The sequence below is a fragment of the Methylobacterium sp. CM6247 genome (genome assembly GCF_054817925.1).
In genome coordinates this window covers 3117036-3143427 of the sequence record NZ_JBTXKX010000003.1, presented here as the reverse complement: position 1 = coordinate 3143427, position 26392 = coordinate 3117036, and the positions used below count along the sequence as shown (strand labels likewise).

The following is a 26392-nucleotide window of genomic DNA, read 5'->3' as shown; positions in this document are numbered from 1 at the left end:
ATGCGAGGGTACATGCACCGGCGGGGGCGCGCTTCATGAGATGCGGTCTGCTTAACGCGCGCTTCAGCCCCTGAGGGCGGAGCGGACATACCCCCGCGAAATCAACCGGCTGGTCTCGCGGGCCCGACGCTCGGCCTGCATCAGGTCGGACAGCGCGTCGGTGATGGCGCAGCGGAGCGCGATCTCCGCATCCCCCGCCGTGCTGGTGAGATAGGCCTGGGCGATATCCTCCACCGGACAGTGCAGGCCCGGCTCCGCCTCACCCTCGTTCCTAATCCTGGTCAGCGTCTTCGGCATGGCCTGTCTCCGACTCGCATTGAGAACGAAGACAGAACACGTCGTGACGGTTAACGGATCCTTACCCAGGTGGTTATAAGCCTGTGGACATCGGCACGATGATGTGCCGGGCTCAGCTGTGGATCACCTTGCCGTAGGCGTCGAGCACGCTCTCGTGCATCATCTCGCTCAGGGTCGGGTGCGGGAAGACCGTGTGCATCAGGTCTTCCTCGGTGGTTTCGAGGTTCATGGCGACGACGTAGCCCTGGATCAGCTCGGTGACTTCCGCTCCCACCATGTGGGCGCCGAGCAACTGGCCGGTCTTGGCGTCGAACACCGTCTTCACCAGCCCGTCCGGCTCGCCGAGCGCGATGGCCTTGCCGTTGCCGGCGAAGGGGAAGCGGCCCACCTTCACGGAGAAGCCCTGCTCCTTCGCCTTGGCCTCGGTGAGGCCGACGCTGGCGATCTGTGGCTGGCAATAGGTGCAGCCGGGGATCTTGGCTTTGTCCATGGCGTGGGTGTGCAGGCCCTTGATCGTCTCCACGCAGAGCACGCCCTCGTGCTCGGCCTTGTGGGCGAGCATCGGCGGTCCGGCGACGTCGCCGATGGCGTAGATGCCCGGCACATTGGTGTTGCCGAGCCCATCGGTGACGACGATGCCGCGCTCGATGCCGATGCCGAGCTTCTCGAGACCGAGATTCTCGATGTTGCCGACGACGCCCACCGCCGAGATCAGCTTCTCCGCCGTCAGCTGCTGGCTCTTGCCGTCCGTCGTCTCGACGGTGGCGGTGACGGAATCGGCCGCCTTCTCCACCTTCGTCACCTTGGCGCCGGTGAGGATCTTGATGCCCTGCTTCTCGAAGCGCTTGCGGGCGAGGCCGGCGATCTCGGCATCCTCCACCGGCAGGATCTGCGGCAGCAGTTCGATCACCGTCACCTCGGCGCCCATGGTGCGGTAGAACGAGGCGAACTCGATGCCGATGGCGCCCGAGCCCATGACGAGCAGGCTCTTGGGCATCGTCTCCGGCACCATGGCCTCGTAATAGGTCCAGATTTGCTTCTTGTCCGGCTCGATGCCCGGGATCGCGCGGGGGCGGGCACCCGTGGCGACGATGATGTGCTTGGCCGAATAGGAGCCGGCGGCGAGCGCACCCTTCGGCGCGGGGGCGCGGCTCGTCTCCTTCACCGTGACCTTGCCGGGCTCGTTGCCCTTGGCGGCGGCCTCGATGGTGGCCTCGCCCCAGATCACATCGACCTTGTTCTTCTTGAGCAGCATGCCGACGCCGCCGTTGAGCCGGGTCGAGACGCCGCGCGAGCGCTTGACGATGGCGGCCGTGTCGAACCCGACTTTCTCCGCCGACAACCCGTAATCGGAAGCGTGCTGCATGTAGTGGTAGATCTCGGCCGAGCGCAGCAGCGCCTTCGTGGGAATGCAGCCCCAGTTCAGGCAGATGCCGCCGAGATGCTCTCGGTCCACCACCGCGGTCTTGAACCCGAGCTGCGCCGCCCGGATGGCCGCGACGTAGCCCCCGGGGCCTGCGCCGATGACGAGGATGTCGTAGGTGTTGGACATTCAGGGCTCCGCGGTCTCTCCTCCCCCTTGCGGGGAGGAGGTAGGAGGTGGGGGTGGTGCCGGATGAAACGGGTAGGGTGCCGATTGGCCCATCGCCGCCTCCAATTCGGTCTCGGGTGAGACACGTGACGACGGGTCGGAGAGTGCGGCGAATATCGTCTCGAGGACGGTGTCGATCCGCAGCATGACGTCTGCATTGGTGAATCTGAGAACGCGGAAACCTCTCTCTTCGAGAGCGAGCGTGCGGGTTTCATCGTAAGCGGCCATGTGGTCGTGGCTATGCTGCCCGCCATCGACTTCGACGATCATGCGCGCGGACAGACAACAGAAATCAGCGACGTACCGCCCCAGTGCAACCTGACGACGGAAATGCGAGCCTTCGATCGGCAGGCAATGCCTCAGGTGCCGCCACAATCGCCTCTCCGCATCTGTCGATGTTCGGCGCAGGGTCTTCGCATTCAGTGTGGCGCGCGGAGAGACAGAGTGCCGAGGCGGTTCCTTCCATGGCATCGGCTGTCGCCTCCCGTGAACCCCACCAAGCTCGCGCACCTCCCTCCCCCTTGTGGGGAGGGATCGAGGGTGGGGGTGGCTCCGCCGGACTCCGCAGTGGGTCACCCAGTCACCCCCACCTCCAACTCCTCCCCACAAGGGGGAGGAGGGCTCGTTCAGTCTGGTCCGAAAGACTAGACCAGCATCCCCATCGGGTTCTCGATCAGGCTCTTGAAGGCCGAGATCAACTCGGCGCCGAGAGCCCCGTCGAGCACACGGTGGTCGCAGGACAACGTGGCGGTCATCACCTGGACCACCGCCGGGGCGCCGTCCTTCACCACGACGCGCTTCTCGCCCGCACCCACCGCCAGGATCGAGGATTGCGGCGGGTTGATCACCGCCGTGAAGTGCTTGATGCCGAACATGCCGAGGTTCGACACCGAGGTGACGCCGCCCTGGTACTCTTCCGGCTTCAGCTTCTTGGCCCGCGCCCGGCCGGCAAAGTCCTTCATCTCGTTCGAGATGGTGGAAAGCGTCTTCTGGTCGGCCTTGCGGATCACCGGGGTGAACAACCCGCCGTCGATGGCGACGGCGACGCCGACCTCGGCATTGTTGAAGCGTAGGATCCGGTCCTCGGCCCAGACCGCGTTGGCGGCCGGCACGCGCATCAGCGCCAAGCCCATCGCCTTGATGACGAAGTCGTTCACCGAGAGCTTGAACAGCGGCTTGCCGTCCTTGGTGGTGCCGGCGCTCTTGTTGAGCTGTTCGCGCAGGGCCATCAGCGCGTCGAGCTCGCAATCCACCGTGAGGTAGAAGTGGGGGGCCACCTGCATCGCCTCGGTGAGGCGCTTGGCGATGGTCTTCCGCATGCCGTCGAGGGGAACCTCCTCGAACGTGCCCTTCTGGTAGAAGCCGCGCACCTGATCGGTGGTCAGCCCCTGTGCGGCGGCCTTTGGTGCGGGCGCTGGCGCGGCGGGAGCCGGAGCGGCCGCAGGGGCAGCGGCGGGGGCGGTTGCCTTCGGTGCGCCGGCCTTGGCCGAGCCGCTGGCGATGGCGGCGCGGACGTCGCGCTCGATCACGCGGCCATGTGGGCCGGAGCCCGAGACGGCGGACAGGTCGATGCCTTCGAGCTTGGCGATGCGGCGCGCCAGCGGCGAGGCGACGATGCGGCCGCCCTGCCCTGCCTGCGGGGCGGCATCCGGCGTGGCGCCATCGGGCGCCGCGTCGACCCGCGCGTAGGATTTGTGGCCGTCGCCGGGAGTGGTGTTCAGTGCGGGCGTGTCGCTCTTCGACGCGTCTGCTTTGGGAGCATCGGCCTTGGGGGCCTCCGCCGCCGCGCCGCCGTTGCCTGCGGCCCCGACGGTCTTTGGGTCTTCGCCCTCGGAGGCGATGATGGCGATGAGATCGTTCACTGGCACGTCGGCGGTGCCCTCGGCCACGATGATCTTGGCGAGGATGCCCTCGTCGATGGCCTCGACCTCCATCGTGGCCTTGTCGGTCTCGATCTCGGCGAGGACGTCGCCGGATTTGACCGCGTCGCCCTCCTTCTTGAGCCACTTGGCGAGGTTGCCCTTCTCCATCGTCGGCGACAGGGCGGGCATCAGGACGTTGATGGGCATCGTTATGAATCCTGATCGTCAGCGGATGGGCGTGGCGGGGCGGTCAGTTGAGTGTGCCGCCGGGCGGCAAGTCGGGGTCGAAGCTCTCGGAATCGAGGCCGGCGCGGATGCGCTCGAACGCCTCTTCCTCCGACATCTCGGTCTCCAGCGCGTAGACCCGGGCGGCCTGGCGCGCGAGGTCGATGAGAAGACGGCCCCAGGTATAGGGATCGTCGAATGAGCGGCGCAGGGCCACGCTCACCGCGCCGTCCACCACGCTGGCACGCACCACCTCGATGCCGCCATTGTTCAGGGCGTCGGGGGGAGCGGAGAGTTCCTGGAACTTGTCGGTCATGGTGCTGCTCTACTCTCCTCCCCCTTGTGGGAAGGAGTTGGAGGTGGGGGTGGTTGGGCGACCCTCGACGTGCGGAGGCTGGCGGAAGCACCCCCACCCTCGATCCCTCCCCACAAGGGGGAGGGAAGTTGGCGCGGTAGGCTCAGCGATAGCAGACCGCCTTCACCGCCTGGATCACTTCGGCGACGTTGGGCAAGGCGAGTTTCTCGAGATTGGCGGCGTAGGGCATCGGGACATCCTTGCCGGTGACCCGCAGGACCGGGGCGTCGAGGAAGTCGAAGGCGTCGGCCATGAGGCGGGCGATGATCTCCGCGCCGATGCCCGATTGCGGGAAGCCCTCCTCCACCGTGACGCAGCGGCCGGTCTTCTTCACCGATTCCACGATCGTGTCGGTATCCATTGGGCGGAGCGTGCGCAGGTCGATGACCTCCGCGTCGATGCCCTCCTCGGCCAAAGCCTGCGCCGCCTTCAGCGCGTAGGTCATGCCGATGGAGAAGGAGACGATGGTCACGTCCTTGCCGGTGCGGTGGATGCGCGCCTTGCCGATGGGGAGCACGAAATCGTCGAGCTTCGGCACCGGGAAGCTCTGGCCGTAGAGGATTTCGTTCTCGAGGAAGATCACCGGGTTCGGGTCGCGGATCGCGGCCTTGAGCAGGCCCTTGGCGTCGGAGGCGGTATAGGGCGCGATCACCTTGAGGCCGGGCACGTTGGAGTACCAGGCGGAGTAATCGTGGCTGTGCTGGGCGCCGACGCGGGCGGCGGCACCGTTGGGGCCACGGAACACGATGGGACAGCCGAGCTGGCCGCCGGACATGTAGAGCGTCTTGGCCGCCGAGTTGATGATGTGATCGATCGCCTGCATGGCGAAGTTGAAGGTCATGAACTCGACGATGGGGCGCAGGCCGGTGAAGGCGGCACCGGCCGCGATGCCGGCGAAGCCGTGCTCGGTGATCGGCGTATCGACCACGCGGCGGGCGCCGAATTCCTGCAGCAGGCCCTGGGTCACCTTGTAGGCGCCTTGGTACTCGGCGACTTCCTCACCCATCACGAAGACCGAATCCTCGCGGCGCATCTCCTCGGCCATGGCGTCGCGGAGCGACTCGCGCACGGTCATGGTGACCATTTCGGTGCCGGCCGGGAATTCCTCCATCACCGGCGCGGGAGCCTTGTTGGTGATGACGGCCGGGGCGGCGGGAGCGTTCGGCTTGTCGTCGCCCGATTTCGCCGTGGCGGCCGGTGCAGAGGCCTGGCCTTCGGCCTGCATGGTCGGCGTCGGGGCCGATTGTGCCGGGGTCGAAGCCTCCGGCTTCGAACCGCCGCCCGCCGCCGCCGCGGCCACGTCCTCGCCTTCACCGGCGATGATGGCGATCGGCGTGTTCACCTTCACGCCCTCGGTGCCTTCCTCGATGAGGATCTTGGCGAGGACGCCTTCGTCGATGGCCTCGACTTCCATCGTGGCCTTGTCGGTCTCGATCTCGGCGAGGACATCGCCGGATTTGACCGCGTCGCCCTCCTTCTTCAGCCACTTGGCGAGCTTGCCTTCCTCCATCGTCGGAGACAGCGCGGGCATCAGGATGTCGGTCGCCATGAGGTTTTTTATCCGTAGGTTGGCGGGCGGCCTTCTGGAGAGGAAGCAGCGGCTTCTCGGTCCCTCGCTGCGGCTCTCCCCCGTGCCGTCATGGCAGGGGGATGCCCCGGCTCGGGGAGCGTCGCGAGGCCTGTCTTAGGCGCGGGCTTCCAGCAGGATGTCGGTCCAGAGCTCGGACGGATCCGGCTCGGGATCGTGCGTGGCGAACTCGGCCGCGTCGTTGACGGTCTCGCGGACCTTGGCGTCCGTGGCCTTGAGGTCGGCTTCCGGCACCCCGTGCATCTCGATCAGGCGCTTGCGCACCATCTCGATCGGGTCGTGCTCGTCGCGCATCTTGGAGACTTCGTCCTTGGTCCGGTACTTGGCCGGATCGGACATCGAGTGGCCGCGATAGCGGTAGGTCTGCATCTCGAGGATGTAGGGTCCCTGCCCGGAGCGGGCATGCTCCACCGCGCGGCTCGCCGCCTCGCGGACGGTGCGGACGTCCATGCCGTCGACCTGCTCGCCGGGGATGCCGAAGGAGATGCCGCGCCTGGAGAAATCGGTCTGCGCCGAGGCGCGTGCCACCGACGTGCCCATGGCATAGCGGTTGTTCTCGATCACGTAGACCACGGGCAGCTTCCAGAGCTGGGCCATGTTGAAGCTCTCGTAGACCTGGCCCTGGTTGGCAGCGCCGTCGCCCATATAGGTCAGGCTGACTTTGCCGTTCTTCCTGTAGGCGTCGGCGAAACCGAGGCCGGTTCCGAGGGAGACCTGGGCGCCGACGATGCCGTGGCCACCGAAGAACTGCTTCTCCTTGGAGAACATGTGCATCGAGCCGCCCTTGCCCCGGGAATACCCGCCGCGGCGGCCGGTCAGCTCGGCCATCACGCCCTTCGGGTCCATGCCGCAGGCGAGCATGTGGCCGTGGTCGCGGTATCCGGTGATGGTCTGGTCGCCTTCGACCGAGGCCATCTGCATGCCGATGACGACGGCTTCCTGGCCGATATAGAGGTGGCAGAACCCACCGATCAGGCCCATGCCGTAGAGCTGGCCTGCCTTTTCCTCGAAACGCCGGATCAGCAGCATTTCGTGATAGGCGTGGAGATCTTCTTCCCGCGTGAATTGTGGTGTGTTCGGCGCGGGGGCATGCTCCGGAGCATTGCTGGCCCCCGCACCCAACTGAGCCGAACCTTTGGCCGAATCGGCTTTCGCCTGCCCCGCTTCGTTGGCGGCATCCATCGGCTTTCCTCCCGTGAACGGCTATTCTGAACCGTTTCTAGGACAGGGTTTTCCGGAAAGCGAGGCCGTCCAGTCGACAGATCGTCGGAGTTGTCAGGCGGAATGCGACGGGACAAACACGATCATGGGTTGATGATGACGACATCGTTCGCGTGGACGCGCCCCAGCACGATGCGGGCACGTTCCTCGAGGAGATCGCGGTCGATCTGGTCGCTGCGCAGGAGGGCCACCCGGTGTTCCCAGATCGCCCGGTCCGCCTTGGCGGCCGTGAGCTCCTGCTTCAACCCATAGGCCTGGATCTTGAGCGCGCGCTTGGCCTCCAAGCCGCGATTGCCGCTCTCGGCCTGATGAACGAAATATCCGACCACGAGCGCGGACACGGCGTAGAGGCCGAGCGGCATGAGAACGGAACGGACGCGACGACGGACCACCATGTTTCGAGCATCGCGTCACAGGGTTAAGGATGTGTTTCCAATGTGGCTTCCTTTCGCCGGGTTTGCCCGATGATGCGTTTCGACCTCGTCGATCTCGGCCTGTTTCGCCACGTGGCCGAGGCGGGGTCGATCACGCATGGGGCGGCCCGGGCGAACCTGGCGCTCGCCGCCGCGTCGAGCCGGATACGGGCGATGGAGGTTTCCCTCGGGGCGGCACTCCTCAGCAGGAGCCGTCAGGGCGTCGTCCTGACGCCGGCCGGGCGGGCACTCCTCGCCCATGCCCGTTCCCTGCTGGAGGGGATCGACCGGATGCAGGGCGATCTCGCCGCCTATGCCGGCGGCGCGATCGGCCAGATCAAGGTTCTGTCGAACACCCACGCGCTGACCGAATTCCTGCCGGAGGCCCTGAGCGCCTACCTCGCTCTCCATACCGGCGTCAGCGTCGATATCGTCGAGCGGACGTCGGACGAGATCGTCGGTCTCGTGGCGGAGGGAGCCGCCGATCTCGGCATCGTCTCCGGCACGGTGGATACCGGCACCCTGGAGACCCACCCGTTCCGCCAGGACAGGTTCGTGGCGGTGCTGCCTTCCGGTCATCCGCTGGGGGAGCGGGACGGCGTGCTGTTCGCCGATGTGCTGGATTACGACCTCGTCGGCCTCGATCGGGCGAGCGCCATCACCCGCTTCCTCGCCGACAAGGCCATGCGCACCGGGCGACCGCTCATGCGGCTGCGGGTCCAGCTGCGCGGCTTCGATGCGGTGTGCCGGCTGGTGGAATGCGGCGTTGGGCTCGGGATCGTTCCCGAAACCACCGCCCGGCGCGCCGCGCGCTCGATGGGCCTCGACATCGTGCCGCTCCTCGACCCATGGGCGGCGCGCGACCTCACCATCTGCCTGCGATCCCTCGAAGCGCTACCGGTTTTTGCCCGGGAATTCGTCGCTCATCTCCGCGCAGGGGCGTCACGGCCCGGTTTAGGGCTCCCCTCGGGGGCCGGCCTTGGCTAAACACGGCTCGGGAACGGAATGGTCCGTGTCCGTGACACCGATGAAGCAAGGGGTGCCCGGCATCATGCAGGATTCGTCGCGATCCATGCCCGACGCCCCTCTGGTCGATCCGGACGTCCATGTGGAGAGCTTCCGGCAGGCACGCGAGGCGCGCCGCCTCGAACTCGTCGAAGATTACGTGGAGTTGATCGCCGATCTCATCGGCGATGGCGGCGAGGCGCGGCAGGTCGATATCGCCGCACGCCTCGGCGTCGCCCAGCCCACCGTCGCCAAGATGCTGAAACGCCTGGCCGAGGACGGCCTCGTCCAGCAGCGCCCCTATCGCGGCGTGTTCCTCACCGAGAGCGGGCGCATGCTCGCGGTCCAGAGCCGCGAGCGCCATCGGATCGTCGAGCATTTTCTCTGTGCCCTCGGCGTCAGCGCCGAGACCGCGCGGCGCGATGCCGAAGGAATCGAGCATCACGTGAGCGCCGAGACGCTGGAGGCTTTTCGCGACTTCACGGAGCGCAAGGCCTGAAGGGGTCGAAGCTCAAGGGGCTGGCATGTCACGGAGAGGTGCCGGCCTTCGCCCCGTGGTCGAACGGAACGCTACGGTTTTCGCGCGAAGACATGGCGCGTCGAGCGGCTCGACGGCAGGACCGAGGTCGTTTCCCCTTCGCGCAAAGGCCGGGCGCTCCCGCCGATCTCGCGCCACCCGCCCCAGCTGGGTCCGGTCGCGGTCTCCTTGGATGCCTGGATGATGCCGTCCGAGACGGAAAGATGCCCGGTTGCGACGCCGCGTATCATTTCGGGCGCGTATTGCCGGGCCGCGATCCCGAACAGCGAGATCCCTTTGCTGCCTGGCGCCAGCAGGGTGCCGAGCGCGCCTTCCGGTGGTTCGCCGGCGAGGCGCATGACGCTGGTGTTGGAATCGAGGACGGCCGCTGCCGCTTCGATGTCGCCCTTTGCCAAGAGCCGGCCGGCGCGGGTGATGCGCACCTCGTAGCCGTATCCATCCCGGTCGCGATACAGGCGGGTCAGGCCGAGTTGCAGGGATTCGCAGATCATCAGCACGTGGTCGCGGGCGTATTCGTCGCTCGTCATGACCGTGGGGAGATCGCTCCTTCCCGTCTGCGTGCTGGCGGCGATGTGCTCGAGGAACTCGAGCTTGGTGGATTTCCGCCTGATCGTGCCGCCGCCTTTCAACCGGGGTACCTCCCGCACCGCATTCGAACGTCATCGGGGCGACGAGCGCCCCACACAGCCCCCGAAGTCGGATGCCCTGGCGACGAGCCTCCGACCGTCACGTAGCTTTCGCGAGGGGACGTTAAGGCTGTGAGGGTTTCCGTTCTCTTGCCAAACCCCCTCAGTCTGAAGCGATTTCATCCGTGCGGAGGACGGGAGCGTCAGTCCGTCCTCAGTGCTCCGCCGATCTCCCGTGCCGCGCCGCCATCCACGAGGAGCTCCACCGGGCGCGGGTGGCTGAGAAAGCCCGTGGGGCTCGCCGTCAGGCCGTAGGCCCCCGATTGCAGCACGGCGATGAGGTCTCCTGCCGCGAGGTCCGGCAGCGGTGTGGCGCGGGCGAGCATGTCTAGGGGCGTGCAGAGCGGGCCGACGACGGCGCTGGGCGAGCGTGGCCCGCCCCGGTCCACCACGACGGCGACGGGATAATCGCGCTTGACCACCTGTCCGAGATTGCCGGAGGCGGCGAGATGGTGGTGCATGCCCCCATCGGTGATGACGAAGCGACTGCCCCGCGAGACCTTCACGGCCCGCACTCGCGCCACGTAGAGCCCGGCCGGCCCGGCGAGGAAACGTCCGGGTTCGAGCACGATCCGCGCATCCCTGAGGCGGGGATCTGACTTCACACGGGCGATCAGCGCTGGCATGCCGTCCCGGATGGCGGCGAGGTCCAGCTGCGTGTCGGTGGAGAAATAGGGGATGCCGAGGCCGCCGCCGAGGTCGATCGTGTCCAGCGGGCGCGCGATCCGGTCCGCGACCCGCGCCGCCAGCGACAATCCATAGGCCCATTGGGACAGGAGCGTCGCGGCGACGAGCCCTTGCGTCCCGGCAAAGAGGTGGATGCCGGACAGGTGCAGGCGCGGCTCGGCCTCCACCGCATCGACGATCGCATCCAGTTCCTCCTCGTCGAAGCCGAAGGGCGAGGGTTTGCCGCCCATCCGCATGGCGCCCCCCTGCGCGTCGGGCCCCGGATTGATCCGGATCGCCACGCGCTGAACGACGCCGTGGCGCCCGGCGGCCTCGGCCACGCGCCGCATCTCCTCGCTGTTCTCCAGATGGATCTCGCCGATCCCACCGGCGACGGTGGCCTCGATGTCGAAATCGCTCTTACCCGGCCCGGCGAACAGGATGTGTCGAGGTTCGACGCCGGCCGCCCAGGACGCGGTGAATTCCGCGCCGGAGGCGATCTCGGCCCCCGCTCCCTCATCGCGGAAAACCCGGATCACCTCGGGTGCCGGATTGGCCTTCACCGAATAATCCACCACGGCGAAGCCCGAGACCGCATCGGCAAGGTCGCGATAGGCCCGTCTCAGAAGGTCGGCATCGTAGACGAAGAGTGGCGTGCCGTGAGCCTCGGCGAGGTCGCGCGGGTCGAGCCCGCCCACCCGAAGCACACCGTCAGACCGGGGGAAATGTGCCGCCACGAGGCGATCCGCGAGGCTATCGCCGGCCGTGTCAGACATAGCTCGTCCGTTCCGCCACGAGGCGCTTGTAATCGACCTTACCGTTGGGCGTCGTGGGCAGGGCCGGGACGCTCTCGACGGCACGCGGGACCATGTGCGGGGGAAGGCTCCGCCGCACGTCCTGCAGCACCTCGGCTCGGGCAGGGCCGCCCTCCGTCGGCACCGCCACCGCATGGATGCGTTGACCGAGCGCGGCATCCGGCAGGCCGATGACCGCCACGGCCCGGAAGGCCCCGGTTTCCATCAGCGCCTCCTCGACTTCGGTGGGGCTGACGCGGAACCCGGCGCTCTTGATCATCGAGTCCTCGCGGCCGAGGAAGCGAAAGTAACCGTCCTCGTCTTCCACGACGAGGTCGCCCGAGCGGCAGACGAGGGTTCCGTCCTCCGGAAAGCGCGGGTCAGGCATGAGCACCCTGGCGGTGTCCTCGGGCCGGTTCCAGTAGCCAAGGGATACGGTGGGCCCGCGATGGTGCAGGATACCCGGCTCTTGGGGCCGGCTCCGCTCTCCCTCCGCCGTCACCGCGAAGATCTCGGTCTCCGGGATGGCGCGGCCCATGGAGCCCGGCCGGATCTCCAATTCCTCCGGGGGAAGGAAGGTGGAGCGGAAAGCCTCGGTGAGGCCGTACATGAGTACGATCCCGGTCTGCGGCAGCGCCTTGCGCAGCCTCGAAACCGTCTCCAGCGGCACCGCTCCGCCGGAATTGGTGATCAACCGCAGGCTCGAAAGATCGGTCTTTCCCAGCCTCGGTGCCGCGCGGGTCAGCAGGGTCCAGAGGGTGGGGACGCCGGCGAGCACAGTGATCCGATGCCGTTCCAGCGCACCCACCACCTCGTCTCCGAAGCGGAATTCCAGCAGGACGAGGCACGCGCCCTGCTCGACGCTCGTGAGCAACTGGTTGAGGCCGTAATCGAACGAGAACGGCAGGACGGAGAGGATGCGGTCGTCCGCCGTGATCGCCAGGTAGGTGCGCACGATCCGGGTGCCGGCCAGGAGATTGGCATGGCTGAGCATCACGCCCTTCGGCAGACCGGTGGAGCCGGACGTGTAGAGGATCGCGGCGAGGCCGGGCGGCGGCGATGTCACGGATTCCGGCTGCAGCCGGACGATGATCGGGAATTCGGGAACCCCTCCCTCCCCCGTTGAGGGTGGAACGTTCGAGGGGGGCAGATCGAGGGCCGAGAGCAAGGTCGCGTCGGTGATGAGGAACCGAGCGCCGCAATCGGCGAGGATATGCGCCACCTGACGCGGGCGCAGGCTCGGATGGATCGGCACGAACACCGCCCCGATCCGGCTGATGGCGAAGATCGCCGTGCATTCGGCAAAGGATTTCGGAAGCAGGATCGCGATGCGGTCGCCGGGCTCCGCGCCCTGGCTCCTCAAACGTACTGCGAGATCATTCACCCCGGCCCGCATCCCGCCATAGCTCAGCCGTTCGGTGCCGGCGACGAGGGCGGTCCGCTCGGGCGCACATGCCGATCCGTCGAGGAGGTCGTGCAGCAGCGCGGGCGCCGACATATCCTAACGCTGCGCCTCAGCCCGCTTGGCGTCGACGAAGGCGGCCAGCGCGTCGATGCTTTCGAAATGCGTGAGTTCGAACGCGTCGTCCTCGATCTCGAAGCCGAACCGGTCGCCGAGCTCCATCATCAGATCGAGCACGCCGATGGAATCGAGGGCATCGCTGGTGACGAGGGACGTCTCGCCCGTGATGGCCCCTGGCGCGAGGCCGGGGTTGCGGCCAGCGATGAAGGCGAAAATCGCCTCTCGCGCGGCGGCATGGGTGTCGACCACATTTGTCTCGACCACGTTCCAGCCTCCCCATCGGTCATTCCGCCGACCGTCGCCGCCCATAGCGAGGTCGACAGGGCAAGTCCATGAGTCACGCGGACGTGCTCCGAGCCAGGAGGTCATCCAAGACGGGAGACGGGCGGGACCGCTCCAGATTTCTGTATCGGTAGGTGAGACCGCACCTTGAGATCGTTTCGGTAGCACCGATTCGACGATTGCCAAGAGTTGTGATGAAAACTACGCTATTCATGTGAATATCGAGCAGAGAACCGATTCTTCGGTCTTGAATACCGGATGGTCGCCCCTCTGCATTTGAGCGGAGATGGTCATGACCAATGATACGATCCGGCGAGCGACAGCAGAATTTTTCGGAACATTCTGGCTGACTTTCGGCGGCTGCGGCGCAGCCGTCGTTTCAGCGGCCTATCCCGAATTAGGGATCGGATTTCTCGGGGTGGCCTTCGCCTTCGGACTGACTGTCCTGACGATGGCCTACGCCGTCGGGCACATTTCGGGTGGCCATTTCAATCCCGCCGTCACCGTCGGCCTATGGTCCGCCGGGCGTTGCGCCGACCATCATGTCATTCCCTACATCGTCGCGCAGATCGTCGGGGCCGTGTTCGGTGCCGGCGTGCTCTACCTCATCGCCTCCGGCAAGGCCGGATGGATGCCTAACGGCTTCGCCTCGAACGGCTACGGCGACCTCAGCCCAGGCAAGTATGGACTGCTCTCCTGCTTCCTCGTGGAGGTTCTCGCGACCTTCTTCTTCCTGTTCATCATCATCGGGACGACATCGAAGGGGGCCGCCACCGGATTTGCCGGTATTCCCATCGGCTTTGCCCTGGTGCTGATCCACCTCATCTCGATCCCGATCACCAACACCTCCGTCAATCCCGCGCGCAGCACCGGTCCGGCCGTGTTCGCGGGGGCCGAGGCGATGGGCCAGCTCTGGCTGTTCTGGCTGGCACCGGTGCTCGGTGCCGTGATGGCCGGGGCCATGGCGCGCTGGCTCTACGAGCCGGACACGATCATCGAGACGACGATCGTCGAGAAGCGGACTCCGGCGTAGGAATAGACGGAACCCATTCCGTCTCGCGACCTCATCCTGAGGGACCGACGAGGCCTCCATGACGCTCGGCGTTCCTTGAAGGCCTCCGTCGAGGCGTTCGCTTCGCTGCCGCATCTGGGGATCGCGTAGGACGACGCTCGAAATCAGGCTGTTTCGGTTTCCGGCTCGCCCGCCGATTCCGGCATCGCTTCGCCGTCCGGGATCACATCCACCTCGACCTTGAGCTTCTGCGGGCCGGAAGAGGACACGATGCCGTCGATGGGCGAGACGTCTGTGTAGTCGCGGCCCCGCGCCACCACGATGTGGTCGTCGCAGGCGCCGATATTGTTGGTGGGATCGAGGCCGATCCAGCCATCCCCGCACCAGACCGAGACCCAGGCATGACTGGCATCGGCACCGCGCAGGCGCGGCCGTCCGGCGGGAGGGATCGTGCGGATGTAGCCGCTGACATAGGCCGCCGGCAGGCCGAGCCCGCGCAGGCCGGCGATCATGATATGCGCGAAATCCTGGCACACCCCGGCCTTGAGGGCGAAGGCCTTGGCGAGGGGCGTGTGAACCGTTGTGGCCTTCGCGTCGAATTTGAAGTCCGCACGCATGCGCCGCATCAGGTCGACGGCTCCGCCATATGCGCTGCGACCGGGCGTGAAACTCGCGCGCGCATAGTCGGTGACGTCCGGGTCGAGGGGAACCCTGACGCTCGGGAACACGAAATGCACGGGGGCGTCGGGCGCCATCGATCGACCGGAAATCGCCGTGTCGCGCACCGATTCCCATGCCATGCCGGATTCGGGCGGCGGCAGCGGCGGACGCTCCACCTTGACCCGCGACAGGGCTTCGACCCGCAACTCGTTATGCGGCGTGTCGATCAGGAAGGTCACCACGTCGAGGCCGAAATAGTCGCGCCGCACGGTGCGGGTTTGCGGAGCCGGCGAAACGGTCAACTCACTGGACAGGACACACTGCCCCTCCCCGTCCCGCGGCTGAAGCCGCAGGGAGCAGCGGGCGTAACGGACGGGCTTGCCGTAGCGGTAGGTGGTGAGGTGGCGCAGCGTATAGATCACGCGAGCCCCACGAGCTTCTCCGGACGCATGGCGTGCGGGCCGTTGGGGAAGTAGCGGGTGACGATCGCGTCGGCGAGGCCCTCGAAGGCGTTCTCCAGGCGCGTCAGGGCGGCGCCGTCGAGTTCCGATGCTTCGCCGGTGGTGAATTCGGCGGCCAGCTTGAGAGCGAGGCGCTGGTGCGTCTCCGGCAGGCCGTCGACGCGCAACACCGGCAGGTCGGCGAGATGCCGGCAGATCGCTTCCACCTGGAACGCGACGGAGCGCGGGTTGAACGGGTCGAGGAGCACCATGTCGCGTACCGGGTCGATCGCCACGCCCTGCATGTAGCGCGCGCCGAACGAGACGTGCGAGTCGCACAGGGACAGCATGACCCCGAGATCCTCGGCCGTCGCCTCGTCCCCTGCGAAACTGGCGGCGAAGGAGCAGGTGTTGATCGCCCGCTCGATCCGGCGTCCGAGATCCACGAAGTGCCAGCCGGCGGTCCGGTTCATGTTTTCCTGGGCGAGACCGGCCAGGGCGGCGATGTGGCTGAGGGCACGCTCCGCCAGGCCGAGGAGCTCGGCTTCGGCCAGTTCCTTCGCCTCGTCGAGTTCCAGGAGATCCTTCAGGTCGGCGAGCACGCGCCATGCCTCGCTGGAGAGCCTTTCGCGCAGGGAGGCCGCGTTATGGCGTGCCGACACGCTGTGCGAGAGGGCCGAGCCGTAAGTCTGGCGTCCGCTCAGGGCTTCCTGCGCGAGCTTGGCCGTCGGCAGGTCGGGCGCTTCGATGGCGCCCCATTCGTCGAGCAGGGCGCGGATCCGCAGGGCCGTCGGCGCCGTCTCGTCGCCCGCCATGTCGGCGATCACCGCGTTCCCGACGCTGCCGAGATGGGCGATGACGAGCCGGATCACCGCCTCTGCCCGCTCGACGTAGCGGCCGAACCAGAACAGGTTGTCGGCCGCGCGAGACGGCAGGTGCCCGGCGATGCGGCGAACCCTGGGCGCGCCCGGATGCATCAGCGAGACCGGTTCGACCGGACGGTCCGAGAGGACCCAGACATCCGCCGATTTGATCCCGGCCCGCATCTCGATCGGGTTCACGTCGGGCCGCTCCGAGATGCGGCAGAAGCCGCCCGGCATCACGCGCCAGCCGTCCGGCGTCGCCGCCGCGAAGACCCGCAGGACGAAGGGACGGGGCACGAGGCGCATCCCGTCCTCCCGACGCTCCCAGCCCGGCATGGTCGAAAGCGGCGCCTGTTCCTGGGCGATGTAGTCGAAGGGCCTGTCGCGCAGGGCCGCCACCACGCGCTCGCGCTCGGCGACGATCGCGTGCGGTCCGAGGATCGCGTCGCGACCCATCCCCTTGGTCGGCGTCGCCACAGGGCGGAGGTTGAGGTGTTCGAGGTTGTCGCGGACATGGGCGAGCGCGTCGGGATCGCCGCACCACCAGCTCTTCAGCCCTTCGAGGCTGAGATCGGTGCCGAGGAAGTAGCGGGCGATGCGCGGCAGGTAGGCGCCGAGCGCACCCGATTCGAGGATGCCGGAACCCGGCATGTTGCCGACGACGAGACTGCCGTTGCGCAGAGCCTCCAGCACCCCGGAAATACCGAGGCGCGAGGCCGGGTTCAGTTCGAGCGGGTCGATATAGTCGGAATCGATGCGCCGCCACAGCACGTCGGTGCGCTTCAGCCCTGAGACGGTGCGCACGTGGAGCGCGCCGTCCTGCATCACGAGGTCGTCACCCTCCACCAGCAGCAGGCCGAGATAGCGCGCGAGCGCCGCCTGCTCGACATAGGTGGAGCTCAACGGCCCGGAGGTAAGAAGGCCGATACGCGGGTCGCTCCGCTGCGCACCCATGACCAGCCCGTCGCGAAACGCCTGGAAGAACGGGGCGAGGCGCTCGACATGGAGGTCGGCGTAGAGGTCCGGGAAGGCGCGGGTGAGCACCATCCGGTTCTCCAGCGCGTAGCCGGGACCGGAGGGAGCCTGCGTCCTGTCGGCGAGGACACGCCAGCGCCCGTCCGGCCCCCGGCCGATATCGGCGGCGTAGAGCTTGAGCCAGCGCCCGCCGGGCGGCTTCACCCCTGAGAGCGGTCGCAGGAATTCCGGGCTGCCGGCCACGAGGGCCGCCGGCAGCACGCCCTCCGACACCATCCGGCCGGGGCCGTAGATGTCGGAGATGATGGTTTCCATCAGCTCCGCGCGCTGAACGATGCCAGCGCTGAGGGCGCGCCATTCGGCGCTCTCGATCACGAGAGGGAGGGAACTCAGTGGCCAGGCATGCTCGCGCTGGTCGCCGTAGATCCGGTAGGAGATCCCGGTATCGCGGATATGCCGCTCCGCCGAGGCGAAGCGGGTGGTGATCTCGGTTCCGCTGAGGGTCCCGAGCCGGTCGAGCAGGCGGGGCCAGGCACCGAGATGCGCGCCTCCCGCCCCCACGAACTCGTCCGGGATACCGGGCCGAGGCTGGTAGTCCGAGGTCCAGCGCGCAAGACGCTTCGCCCGTCTTCCGGCTTGCGCCTCGGCCATATTCGTCATCTGGGCGCGGGTGTCCTGAGGTCGAGCGTGAGCGGGAACTCGCGGCTGATCTCCTCGGCCGGCATCTCGACCTTTCCGGGGGTGTGGCCGTGGGCCTGGAAGCGCGCGAGACGCCGACCCTCGGCCTCGTAGGTGTTCACCGGGAAGGTCTCGTAGTTGCGGCCGCCGGGATGGCTGACATGGTAGCGGCAGCCGCCGATCGAGCGTCCGCTCCACGCATCGAGGATGTCGATGGTGAGCGGCGAATGCGCGGGGATCGTCGGATGCATCGAGGAGGCCGGCTGCCACGCCTTGAAGCGCAGGCCCGCCACCGCTTCGCCCACCGTGCCGGTGCCGGTCATCGGAAGGCGCCGGTCGTTGCAGCTGATGATGTGGCGGCCGGGCACGAAGCCCTCGACCTTGACCTGCAGACGCTCCACAGAGCTGTCCACGTACCGCACCGTTCCACCGATCGCCCCCTCTTCGCCCAGCACGTGCCAGGGCTCCAATGCCTGCCGCAGTTCCAGCTTGACGCCGCCCTGCTCCACCGTCCCGAAGACCGGGAAGCGGAACTCGTACTGCGCCTGGAACGCCGCCGGATCGAAGTCGTAGCCGGCTTGGCGGAGGTCTTCCAGCACGCCGAGGAAGTCCGTCCAGAGGAAGTGGGGCAGCATGAAGCGATCGTGCAGGCCCGTGCCCCAACGGACACAGCCGCCTTCCTGCGGTTCGCGCCAGGCCCAGGCGACGATGGCCCGCAGCAGGAGTTGCTGGGCCAGACTCATGCGCGGGTCCGGCGGCATCTCGAAGGAGCGGAACTCCAAGAGGCCGAGGCGGCCGGTGGGGCCGTCCGGCGAGTAGAGTTTGTCGATGCAGATCTCGGAGCGGTGGGTGTTGCCGGTGACGTCCACGAGGATGTTGCGGAAGATCCGGTCCACGAGCCAGCGCGGGATGTTGGGCTCGTCGGGTTTGGGCACCTGCGCCAGGGCGATCTCGAGCTCGTAGAGCCCGTCGTGCCGGGCCTCGTCCATGCGCGGCGCCTGGCTCGTCGGGCCGATATAGAGCCCGGCAAAGAGGTAGGAGAGTGAGGGGTGGCGCTGCCAGTAGAGCACGAGGCTCTTCAGCAGGTCCGGCCGGCGCAGGAACGGCGAATCCGCCGGGGTGGCGCCGCCCAGCACCACGTGGTTGCCGCCGCCGGTGCCGGTATGGCGCCCGTCGGTCATGAATTTCTGCGCGCCGAGGCGGATCTGGCGGGCATCCTCGTAGAGCTCGCTCGTGATGGTGACGGCCTCGCGCCACGAGGTGGCGGGGTGGACGTTGACCTCGATCACGCCCGGATCGGGCGTGACCTTGATGACGTTGAGGCGCGGATCGAACGGCGGCTCGTAGCCCTCGATATGCAGGGGCTGCTTCAGCTCGGCGGCGACGGCCTCGAGATGCCCGATGAGCTCGAGATACTCGTCCACCCGCTGCAACGGCGGCATGAACACCCGCAGCACCCCATCCCGCGGCTCGACGGCGAGCGCCGTGCGCACGGCGACGCCGGTGACGCCCGATCCGTTCTCGGTCTTCGTGCCGGGATGACCTTCGGGGAGCGCGCCCCGCTCCTCCAGCGGGTCCTGGGGCTGGTAGTAGGGGTAATGCTCCGGCGGCACGAAAGGCAGCGAACTCAGCGGCAGGCGATACCCCACCGGTGAATCTCCCGGCGTCAGGAAGGCGTGGGTACGGCGGAATTCCCAGGGCTCAGAAATCCAGCGACGGTCGTCGGGATCGTCCTTACCCATGGGCAGGCTCGCCAGGGGAAGAGCATAGCCGGCGGCCTCGCCGAGGCCGCGCTCGAACACCCGCGCGATACGGGCATTGGTCTCCGGGTTCGGAAACTTGGCGTCGGAGGTGGTGACGTTGATCGGCAGCTCCTCCCGCTTCTCCTCCCAGTAGATCGGGTCTTCGAAGGCGGGGAACACGTAGGTTTCGAGGCCGAGGCGCTTGGCGACGCCGTCGATCAGCGCCTTCGCCTTGCTGGAGGTGGCGTCACGCGGGCCGTCCTCCTTGGCGACGAGGTCGGGATTGCTCCAGATCGGCTTGCCGTCCCGGCGCCAGTACAGGGCGAAGGCCCAGCGCGGCAGGCTCTCGCCCGGATACCATTTGCCCTGGCCGTAATGCAGCATGCCGCCCGGTCCGAAGCGGGTGCGCAGGCGCCGGATCAGCTTGTCGGCGAGGCCGCGCTTGGTCGGCCCCACGGCGGCGGCGTTCCACTCGGCCGATTCGAAATCGTCGATGGAGACGAAGGTCGGCTCGCCGCCCATGGTCAGGCGCACGTCCTGTTCGGCGAGATCGACATCGATCCGCTCGCCCAGCGCATCCATCTTGGCCCAGACCTCCTCGGAGAAGGGCTTCGTGATGCGCGGGGCTTCCGCCACGCGGGTCACCGTCATCTCGAAGCCGAACTCCACCTCGGCGGGTTCGGCGAGGCCGGAAATCGGCGCGGCGGATTGATAATGCGGGGTGGCGGCAAGGGGGATATGCCCCTCGCCGCAGAGCAGGCCCGACGTGGCGTCGAGGCCGATCCAGCCGGCACCCGGCAGGTAGACCTCGGCCCAGGCATGAAGATCGGTGAAGTCCGTGCTGGTGCCCGCCGGCCCGTCGACGGCGGTGGTGTCGGGAACGAGCTGGATCAGGTAGCCGGAGACGAAGCGCGCGGCGAGGCCGATGCGGCGCAGCACCTGGACCAGGAGCCAAGCGGAATCGCGGCAGGAGCCGCTCTTGAGCGTCAGCGTCTCGGACGGTGTCTGGACACCGGGCTCCATGCGGACGCCGTAGGTGATCTCGGAAGCGATCATGGCGTTGAGGGCCACGAGGAAGAGCACGGTGTTGGGCTGTTCGGGCAGCCGCTCGAGCAGCGCGTCGATCTCGGGGCCCACCGCGTCGTCGGTGACGAGATAAGGCTTCAGCTCCGCGGTCAGGTCGCTCTCGTAAGCGAAGGGGCGGGTCTGGGCGTAATCCTCGACGAAGAAATCGAACGGGTTGATGACCGCCATCTCGGCGGTCAAATCGACCTCGATCTTCAATTCGGTGGTCCGCTCGGGGAAGACCAGACGGGCGAGCCAGTTCCCGTTCGGGTCCTGCTGCCAGTTGATGAAGTGGTTCTCCGGCAGGATCTTGAGGGAATAGGCCGGCACGGTCGAGCGCGTATGCGGCGCGGGGCGCAAGCGGATCACCTGCGGTCCGAGCTGGATCGGCCGATCGTACTTGTAGTGAGTGACGTGGTGCAGAGCGGCTTTAATGGACACGGGGACTCCCGCTGGTTCGGACGTGAGACCGGGCGCGCGGCGGACGCGCGGCGGTGGCGGGAAACCGGAGCGCATCACCGAAGCGCCCCACGGTTGTCATCGGCGTTTTGAGGCCGAATGACCATAGGCTGTGATCGCCGCCGACGGCAGTCGAAATCGGTGCTAGTCTACAGCGGCGTTGCCCTACCGGGCGATGGGAGGTGACGACGTTCATCACGTGAGCAGATTGGCCCTGGCAGTTCAGACAGACGGCATGGCGACGCTGCCCGCCGTCGAGCAGAAAGCAAATTCCGTGCATCGTGACGCGGGGCTTCGCCGCGAAGCGTTCCCTCACGCATATGCCGGCGCCCATAGTGCGGGCCCGGCCGGCCCATGAAGATCTTTCAGTGCCAGGCTTGCAACCAGCCGGCGAGTTTCGAGAGTACGGAATGCGAGAGCTGTCAGCGGCGGCTCGGCTATGTCTGCGGCACCCACGAGATTTCCGCCCTGGAGCCGTCCGGGACGGTCTGGCACGCCTATGCCGATCCGGGCCGGAAGTACCGCTTCTGTGCAAATGCCGAGTTCAGTGCCTGTAATTGGCTGCTGCCCGATGACAGTCCAGACCGGTACTGTACTTGCTGTCGGCACAACAGGGTGGTGCCGGACCTGGCCCTCGCCTGGAATCTCACGCGCTGGCGCCAGATCGAGGCCGCCAAGCACCGGTTGTTCTACTCGCTGCTTCGCCTCGACCTGCCCCTGATGACACGGGACGAGAACCCCGCCACCGGTCTGGCCTTCGACTTTCTGGTCGACCCCGCCGAGAGTTACAGCGTCGGCCCTCCCGTGCTCACCGGGCACCGCAGCGGCCTCATCACCCTGAACATCGCCGAGGCGGACGATGTCGAGCGCGAACGGCGCAGGATGCTGTTCGGGGAGTATTACCGCACGCTCCTCGGCCATTTCCGCCACGAGATCGGGCATTATTTCTGGAACGTCCTGATCCGCTACGATCAGAGCATCTGGTCGTTCCGTGACCTGTTCGGCGACGAGCGTGCCAGCTACGGCATGGCCCTGCAGCGTTACTATGCCCAAGGCGCGCCGGCGGACTGGCAGGAATCCTACGTCAGCGCCTATGCCACCAGCCACCCATGGGAGGATTTCGCCGAGACCTGGGCGCATTACCTCCACATCGTCGACACGGTGGAGACGGCGAGCACCTTCGAACTGCACGTGCGGCCTCGCCTGCGCAACGGCGCGCCGGACCCCGTCGTGATCGATTTCGATCCGTATCAGTCGCCAGACCTCGATCGCCTGATCTCGGCCTGGTTGCCGCTGACCTATGCGGTGAATTCCTTGAGCCGCAGCATGGGGCAGCCGGCGCTCTATCCCTTCAAGCTGACACCGGCCGTCATCGCCAAACTCGCCTTCATCCACGACCGGATCGAAACCGTTCGCTCGGTCACGGGTGATCATCTCGATTCGGATATTCTGAAGGCGGTGATCACCGGCCTGCGCCAGCGCGTGGCACCGCCGAACGTCTGAGCCGCGAGCCGAACCCTAGGGCCGGTTCAGGGCTCACATTCCCTGTTCCGGCTCCGATTTGGGAAGCCTGCGTGGGCGCCCATCATCGTCGATGGCGACGAAGGTGAAGGTCGCCTCGGTGACCTTCTCGCGCAGCTTGGTGCGGAAGCGACGCGCCCAGGCTTCGACCTGAATCTTCATGGACGTGCGGCCGACACTCTCCACCCGCGTGTAGACGCAGAGCACATCGCCCACCCGTACCGGACGAATGAAGGTCATCGCGTCGACCGCCACCGTGACCACGCGGCCTTGGGCCTGGTCGACACCGGCAATTCCACCTGCCTGGTCCATCTGCGACATCACCCAGCCGCCGAAGATGTCGCCATTGGCGTTGGTGTCGGCCGGCATGGCGATGGTGCGCACCGTGAGGTCGCCGCGCGGGTCGCTGGTCTCGCCCATTCCGGTCTCCACCCATCCTCGTTGCGACGCCTTCGTTCGTCCGAGACGTCGCTTGGCCTCCTGCATCGGCCGACAAGGGGCATCAGGTCAAGAAAAAGCCCGGCCGTCCCGAATGGGACGACCGGGCCTCGAAACCGACCGGCGTGACCGACTCAGTAGTAGAAGCGACGCGGGCCGTAGAACCGGCGCGGACCGTAAAACGGCCGGCGGTAGAACGGACGCGGCGCGAAGTACGGCCGACGGTAATACGGACGGGCGTAGTAAGGACGACCGTAGAACGGGCGACGATAATACGGCCGGCGATAGTAGTACTGCGCCTTCTCGGCGACGGCCGGTGCGGCCTCGCTCTGAAGGGCCGAGACTGGGCCGATGGGCGCGGCCGAGGCGCCCTGGGGGGGCAGGGCGGCGAAGCCCAGGGCCAGCAAGGCGGCCAGAAGGAGTTTCCTCAACACGTTCATGACTCCTCGAGTGATCGAACGACGGTGATGATACGACGGCATGCGAAGGAATGCATGCTTGGCCGTCAGCCGAACGCACAGAATCGGCAAACCGTTTCATGCCCTCCGTCGGCAAGCTTAACGGCAACCTTCCCGGGAACGGCCTTCGCGGGCGGGGTCTCCGCGTCGGTGGCTTTGCATGGACGGGTCAGGCGATCTTCAACGTCATGTCGACGATGCTGGCATCGGCCGAACCCTTCACCAGGGTGATGCCATGCTCGCAATCTTCCCTGCGGGCATAGCCCTCGGCCGAATCGGCGATGACGTTCCCGTTCGTGACTCGGAGGCGCCAGCGCCAGTCGCCACTCGAATCCCGGTACAGTTCGAAACGCATGCCCATGCCTCCCTCGCGGAGATGCCCGCCAGAGGCTGAGATGGCGCGGGATCGTCCGTCGGCAATATCCGTCCCGGCCTTGGGCTCAAACGAAAACGCCGCCCCGGACGATCCGGGGCGGCGTCGTGTCGAGCGAACTCGACCGTCTGGGATCGATTCGGATCAGGAACGCGGGAAGCGGTCGAGCCAGCCGATGGCGCGACCTTCGCCGGCGGCATTGCCGCCGCCGCCGCTGCGCGGGCGTTCACCCTGGCGCGGAGCGCGGGTGTCGCCGCGCTGGTCGGGACGGGGGCCACGGCCCTGCCCTTCCGCCGGACGATCGCCGCGGCCTTCCTGCGGACGGCCGGAACGGGCCGGACCGCCGGGCTGGCCGCCACGGCTCTCGCCGCCGCGACCGCCGCCGGGACGACCGCCGAAGCCGGGGCGTCCGCCGCCGGGACGCTGACCCTGGCGCTGGCCGGGACGCTGACCCTGGGGCGCCGGACGACGCTCCTCGGCCTGCGCGGCCTCGGCCGCTTCCTGGCGGGTCGGCGGGTTGAAGCCCTCGGGGAAGGCGCCGACGGGGATCTTCTGGCGCGTGGTGCGCTCGATATCCCGCAGGTAGGCCTTCTCCTCGTCGTTGCAGAACGAGATGGCGAGCCCGTTCGCCCCGGCGCGCGCGGTGCGGCCGATGCGGTGGACGTAGCTCTCGGGCACGTTGGGCAGGTCGTAGTTGATGACGTGGCTCACGGCCTCGACGTCGATGCCGCGGGCGGCGATGTCGGTGGCCACCAGGACGCGGCACGACCCGTCCTTGAACGCGGCGAGAGCACGCTCGCGCTGCGGCTGGGACTTGTTGCCGTGAATGGCCGAGGCGTTGATCCCGACCTTCTCCAGGCCGCGCACGACCCGGTCTGCGCCGTGCTTGGTGCGGGTGAAGACCAGGACGCGTTCGATGGCGGGGTCGCGCAGGATGTGGTTCAGCAGGGCCTGCTTCGCACCGGTATGGGCGAAGATGACCTCCTGCGTCACACGCTCGGCCGTCGTCGCCACGGGAGTCACGGCCACCTGGACCGGGTCACGCAGGTACTGATCGGCGAGGCCCGCGATGTTCTTCGGCATGGTCGCCGAGAAGAACAGGCTCTGGCGCTCCTTCGGCAGCATCTTCACGATGCGCTTGAGGGCGTGGATGAAGCCGAGGTCGAGCATCTGGTCGGCCTCGTCGAGGACGAGGATCTCGACGGCTTCGAGGGTCAGCGAGCGGCGCTCGATGAGATCCATCAGGCGGCCCGGCGTGGCGACGAGGATGTCGACGCCGTTGGCGAGCGCCTTCTCCTGACGGGAGATGGTGACGCCGCCGAACACCACGGTGTTGGTGAAGGACAGGTGCTTGCCGTAATCCGAGAAGCTCTCGGCGATCTGGTTGGCGAGTTCGCGGGTGGGCGAGAGCACCAGCACGCGGCAGCCGCGGCGGATGGCCTTGCGCGGGTTCTGGGCGAGGCGGTGCAGGATCGGCAGCGCGAAGGCCGCGGTCTTGCCGGTGCCGGTCTGGGCGATGCCGCAGAGGTCGCGGCCTTCCATGGCGGGGCGCAGGGCCTGCGCCTGGATCGGGGTCGGAGTCTTGTAGCCGGCCTCATCCAGGGCGCGCAGCACGGGCTGAGCGAGGCCGAAATCGGTAAATTGGGTCAAGGGTAGACTTTCAGGCAGCGGGACCGGCCGGACGCCATCGGATAGGATGGTCGTCTTATCGAAGGGACTGGTCCGTTGAGCTGGAGGTCGCCCGCGTGATGGGGCGATCCGGGTGCATGCACGTTTGAAGAGAGGGGCTCAGGTCGCTTGGGTCGCGCTGACGCGCAATCGGCGATCCGTCACGCAGCCCTCTCAAGCGAACCTGTCACGGCCGCTGACGCTGCAACTGCGATATGCGCTTTCGCGCCTGCGAAGTCAATCTCGGCCTTGAGCCATACGCTGAGCGCCTGGACGTGTGGCCTTACCAGCCGAAACGCGCCATCTGGGCGAGCTTGGCCTGGACCGCTTTCTCGTCCCGGCCGAGGGAGGCGAGGGTCTGGGACAGGCCGTAGCAGGTGCCGCAGAACGGGAGCTGGACGAGGGACATCGTCTCGGCCCGGAACCGGGACACGGAGCCGATCAGGCAGGCGATGACCGCCTCGTCTTCCGGGCCGCCGACGCAATCTCCGCGTGGGCTGCCGAACAGGGCACGATTCGGCCAGGCCAGGGCGATGGTGGTGCCGCCGCGCCGGTCCGGTGCGGGCGGCAACGTGTAGCTCCGTACGAACAGGCCCGCGAACAGAAGCATCAGAACGAGGCCCGCGAGGACGCGCATGGTCAGGCGGTCTCGTCGAAACGCGTGCGGTGGAAGACTTCCGTCCCCGCCCCGTCGATGACCCGTACCGCCTCGGCCGGTCCGCCCGAGCGCTGGGGTGCCCGTGCCCGTGCGAACAGCAGGAGCGCGCGCTCCGTGGCGCTCTCGGGCCCGCTCGCGCGGATCGACAGGCGCTGGCGCACGCGATCCTCTCCCTCGTCCTCGGAGCCGAGAATCTCGATGTGGAACGTCTCGCGGGAACTCACGATTCTGTCCGCTCCGGAAGGGGTTCGTGGCTGCGGCTCGTCATGCGGTGAGCTTTCGCCTCAACGCACCGACTGTGCAAGCCGGGGGCGGATGTGGTTGAGTGGCGCTGACC

The 26392-nt window shown here is 67.3% G+C and carries 25 protein-coding genes; 4 read left to right on the top strand and 21 right to left on the bottom strand.

Annotated features, from left to right (window positions below; genetic code table 11):
• Window positions 1-63: 63 nt before the first annotated feature.
• From ACYQOP_RS15805 to ACYQOP_RS15770, 8 genes are all read right to left on the bottom strand, one after another.
• Complete coding sequence (locus tag ACYQOP_RS15805) at window positions 64-297, bottom strand: hypothetical protein (RefSeq protein ID WP_424753635.1); 234 nt, start codon at window positions 295-297, stop codon at window positions 64-66.
• 112 nt (window positions 298-409) lie between these two features.
• Window positions 410-1849, bottom strand: a complete 1440-nt coding sequence (gene lpdA, locus ACYQOP_RS15800; RefSeq protein WP_461222992.1) for a dihydrolipoyl dehydrogenase — start codon at window positions 1847-1849, stop codon at window positions 410-412.
• The gene (locus tag ACYQOP_RS15795) at window positions 1850-2359 is read right to left on the bottom strand and encodes an endonuclease domain-containing protein (protein ID WP_461222991.1); all 510 of its coding nucleotides are present in this window, start codon (window positions 2357-2359) and stop codon (window positions 1850-1852) included.
• A gap of 173 nt (window positions 2360-2532) precedes the next feature.
• Window positions 2533-3957, bottom strand: a complete 1425-nt coding sequence (locus tag ACYQOP_RS15790) for a pyruvate dehydrogenase complex dihydrolipoamide acetyltransferase (protein WP_461222990.1) — start codon at window positions 3955-3957, stop codon at window positions 2533-2535.
• Window positions 3958-4000: 43 nt separating this feature from the next.
• A complete protein-coding gene (locus tag ACYQOP_RS15785; protein ID WP_018043098.1) occupies window positions 4001-4291 on the bottom strand; it encodes a DUF5076 domain-containing protein in 291 nt (96 codons plus the stop codon).
• Between the two features lie 142 nt (window positions 4292-4433).
• Window positions 4434-5879, bottom strand: a complete 1446-nt coding sequence (locus ACYQOP_RS15780; protein ID WP_207411432.1) for a pyruvate dehydrogenase complex E1 component subunit beta — start codon at window positions 5877-5879, stop codon at window positions 4434-4436.
• Window positions 5880-6014: 135 nt separating this feature from the next.
• Window positions 6015-7100 (bottom strand): pyruvate dehydrogenase (acetyl-transferring) E1 component subunit alpha, encoded by a 1086-nt coding sequence (pdhA, locus tag ACYQOP_RS15775; protein WP_461222989.1) that lies wholly within the window; start codon window positions 7098-7100, stop codon window positions 6015-6017.
• Between the two features lie 122 nt (window positions 7101-7222).
• Window positions 7223-7534, bottom strand: coding sequence for an FtsB family cell division protein (locus ACYQOP_RS15770; protein ID WP_056433401.1), 312 nt, complete (start codon window positions 7532-7534; stop codon window positions 7223-7225).
• A 69-nt stretch (window positions 7535-7603) separates the two neighbouring features.
• On the opposite strand from ACYQOP_RS15770, the gene ACYQOP_RS15765 reads away from it, so the two are divergent.
• The gene (locus ACYQOP_RS15765) at window positions 7604-8539 is read left to right on the top strand and encodes a LysR family transcriptional regulator (protein ID WP_420604500.1); all 936 of its coding nucleotides are present in this window, start codon (window positions 7604-7606) and stop codon (window positions 8537-8539) included.
• A 64-nt stretch (window positions 8540-8603) separates the two neighbouring features.
• Window positions 8604-9056 carry a manganese-binding transcriptional regulator MntR gene (gene mntR, locus ACYQOP_RS15760; protein WP_056433737.1) on the top strand — a complete coding sequence of 151 codons (453 nt, stop codon included), beginning with the start codon at window positions 8604-8606 and terminating at the stop codon, window positions 9054-9056.
• 71 nt (window positions 9057-9127) lie between these two features.
• Here the strand turns inward: mntR and ACYQOP_RS15755 are convergent, their stop codons facing one another.
• The 4 genes from ACYQOP_RS15755 to ACYQOP_RS15740 form a co-directional block, all read right to left on the bottom strand.
• Window positions 9128-9742 (bottom strand): hypothetical protein, encoded by a 615-nt coding sequence (locus ACYQOP_RS15755; protein WP_461222988.1) that lies wholly within the window; start codon window positions 9740-9742, stop codon window positions 9128-9130.
• Between the two features lie 182 nt (window positions 9743-9924).
• Window positions 9925-11223: a type III PLP-dependent enzyme gene (locus ACYQOP_RS15750; RefSeq protein ID WP_461222987.1), complete on the bottom strand. Its 1299-nt coding sequence runs from the start codon at window positions 11221-11223 to the stop codon at window positions 9925-9927.
• On the bottom strand, window positions 11216-12739 hold the full coding sequence (locus tag ACYQOP_RS15745; RefSeq protein WP_461222986.1) for an AMP-binding protein: 1524 nt from the start codon (window positions 12737-12739) through the stop codon (window positions 11216-11218). The genes ACYQOP_RS15750 and ACYQOP_RS15745 overlap by 8 nt, the downstream gene beginning before the upstream one ends.
• A gap of 3 nt (window positions 12740-12742) precedes the next feature.
• Window positions 12743-13027 (bottom strand): acyl carrier protein, encoded by a 285-nt coding sequence (locus tag ACYQOP_RS15740; RefSeq protein WP_311273973.1) that lies wholly within the window; start codon window positions 13025-13027, stop codon window positions 12743-12745.
• 310 nt (window positions 13028-13337) lie between these two features.
• Here ACYQOP_RS15740 and aqpZ point away from each other — a divergent pair, with 310 nt between their 5' ends.
• A complete protein-coding gene (gene aqpZ / locus ACYQOP_RS15735) occupies window positions 13338-14078 on the top strand; it encodes an aquaporin Z (RefSeq protein ID WP_461222985.1) in 741 nt (246 codons plus the stop codon).
• Window positions 14079-14221: 143 nt separating this feature from the next.
• On the opposite strand, the gene ACYQOP_RS15730 is transcribed toward aqpZ, so the two are convergent.
• Genes ACYQOP_RS15730 through ACYQOP_RS15720 form a run of 3 tightly spaced genes read right to left on the bottom strand, consistent with a single transcriptional unit; the run spans window position 14222 to window position 20921 of the window.
• Complete coding sequence (locus ACYQOP_RS15730; RefSeq protein ID WP_461222984.1) at window positions 14222-15139, bottom strand: transglutaminase family protein; 918 nt, start codon at window positions 15137-15139, stop codon at window positions 14222-14224.
• Window positions 15136-17655 (bottom strand): circularly permuted type 2 ATP-grasp protein, encoded by a 2520-nt coding sequence (locus ACYQOP_RS15725; protein ID WP_461222983.1) that lies wholly within the window; start codon window positions 17653-17655, stop codon window positions 15136-15138. The genes ACYQOP_RS15730 and ACYQOP_RS15725 overlap by 4 nt, the downstream gene beginning before the upstream one ends.
• Complete coding sequence (locus tag ACYQOP_RS15720; protein WP_461222982.1) at window positions 17652-20921, bottom strand: transglutaminase family protein; 3270 nt, start codon at window positions 20919-20921, stop codon at window positions 17652-17654. Before ACYQOP_RS15720 ends, ACYQOP_RS15725 begins: the two co-directional genes overlap by 4 nt.
• A 372-nt stretch (window positions 20922-21293) precedes the next feature.
• Between ACYQOP_RS15720 and ACYQOP_RS15715 the strand changes: the two genes are divergently transcribed.
• Window positions 21294-22442, top strand: a complete 1149-nt coding sequence (locus tag ACYQOP_RS15715) for a zinc-binding metallopeptidase family protein (protein WP_056433426.1) — start codon at window positions 21294-21296, stop codon at window positions 22440-22442.
• A 33-nt stretch (window positions 22443-22475) separates the two neighbouring features.
• Here ACYQOP_RS15715 and yciA read toward each other — a convergent pair whose 3' ends face one another.
• From yciA to ACYQOP_RS15685, 6 genes are all read right to left on the bottom strand, one after another.
• A complete protein-coding gene (gene yciA / locus ACYQOP_RS15710; RefSeq protein ID WP_461222981.1) occupies window positions 22476-22880 on the bottom strand; it encodes an acyl-CoA thioester hydrolase YciA in 405 nt (134 codons plus the stop codon).
• Between the two features lie 152 nt (window positions 22881-23032).
• Window positions 23033-23332: a hypothetical protein gene (locus ACYQOP_RS15705; protein WP_461222980.1), complete on the bottom strand. Its 300-nt coding sequence runs from the start codon at window positions 23330-23332 to the stop codon at window positions 23033-23035.
• A gap of 193 nt (window positions 23333-23525) precedes the next feature.
• Window positions 23526-23711, bottom strand: coding sequence for a YegP family protein (locus tag ACYQOP_RS15700; RefSeq protein ID WP_056433746.1), 186 nt, complete (start codon window positions 23709-23711; stop codon window positions 23526-23528).
• Window positions 23712-23873: 162 nt separating this feature from the next.
• Window positions 23874-25379 carry a DEAD/DEAH box helicase gene (locus ACYQOP_RS15695; RefSeq protein ID WP_207411422.1) on the bottom strand — a complete coding sequence of 502 codons (1506 nt, stop codon included), beginning with the start codon at window positions 25377-25379 and terminating at the stop codon, window positions 23874-23876.
• A 301-nt stretch (window positions 25380-25680) separates the two neighbouring features.
• Window positions 25681-26034 (bottom strand): hypothetical protein, encoded by a 354-nt coding sequence (locus tag ACYQOP_RS15690; RefSeq protein WP_461222979.1) that lies wholly within the window; start codon window positions 26032-26034, stop codon window positions 25681-25683.
• 2 nt (window positions 26035-26036) lie between these two features.
• Window positions 26037-26279, bottom strand: coding sequence for a hypothetical protein (locus ACYQOP_RS15685; protein ID WP_461222978.1), 243 nt, complete (start codon window positions 26277-26279; stop codon window positions 26037-26039).
• Window positions 26280-26392 lie beyond the last annotated feature (113 nt).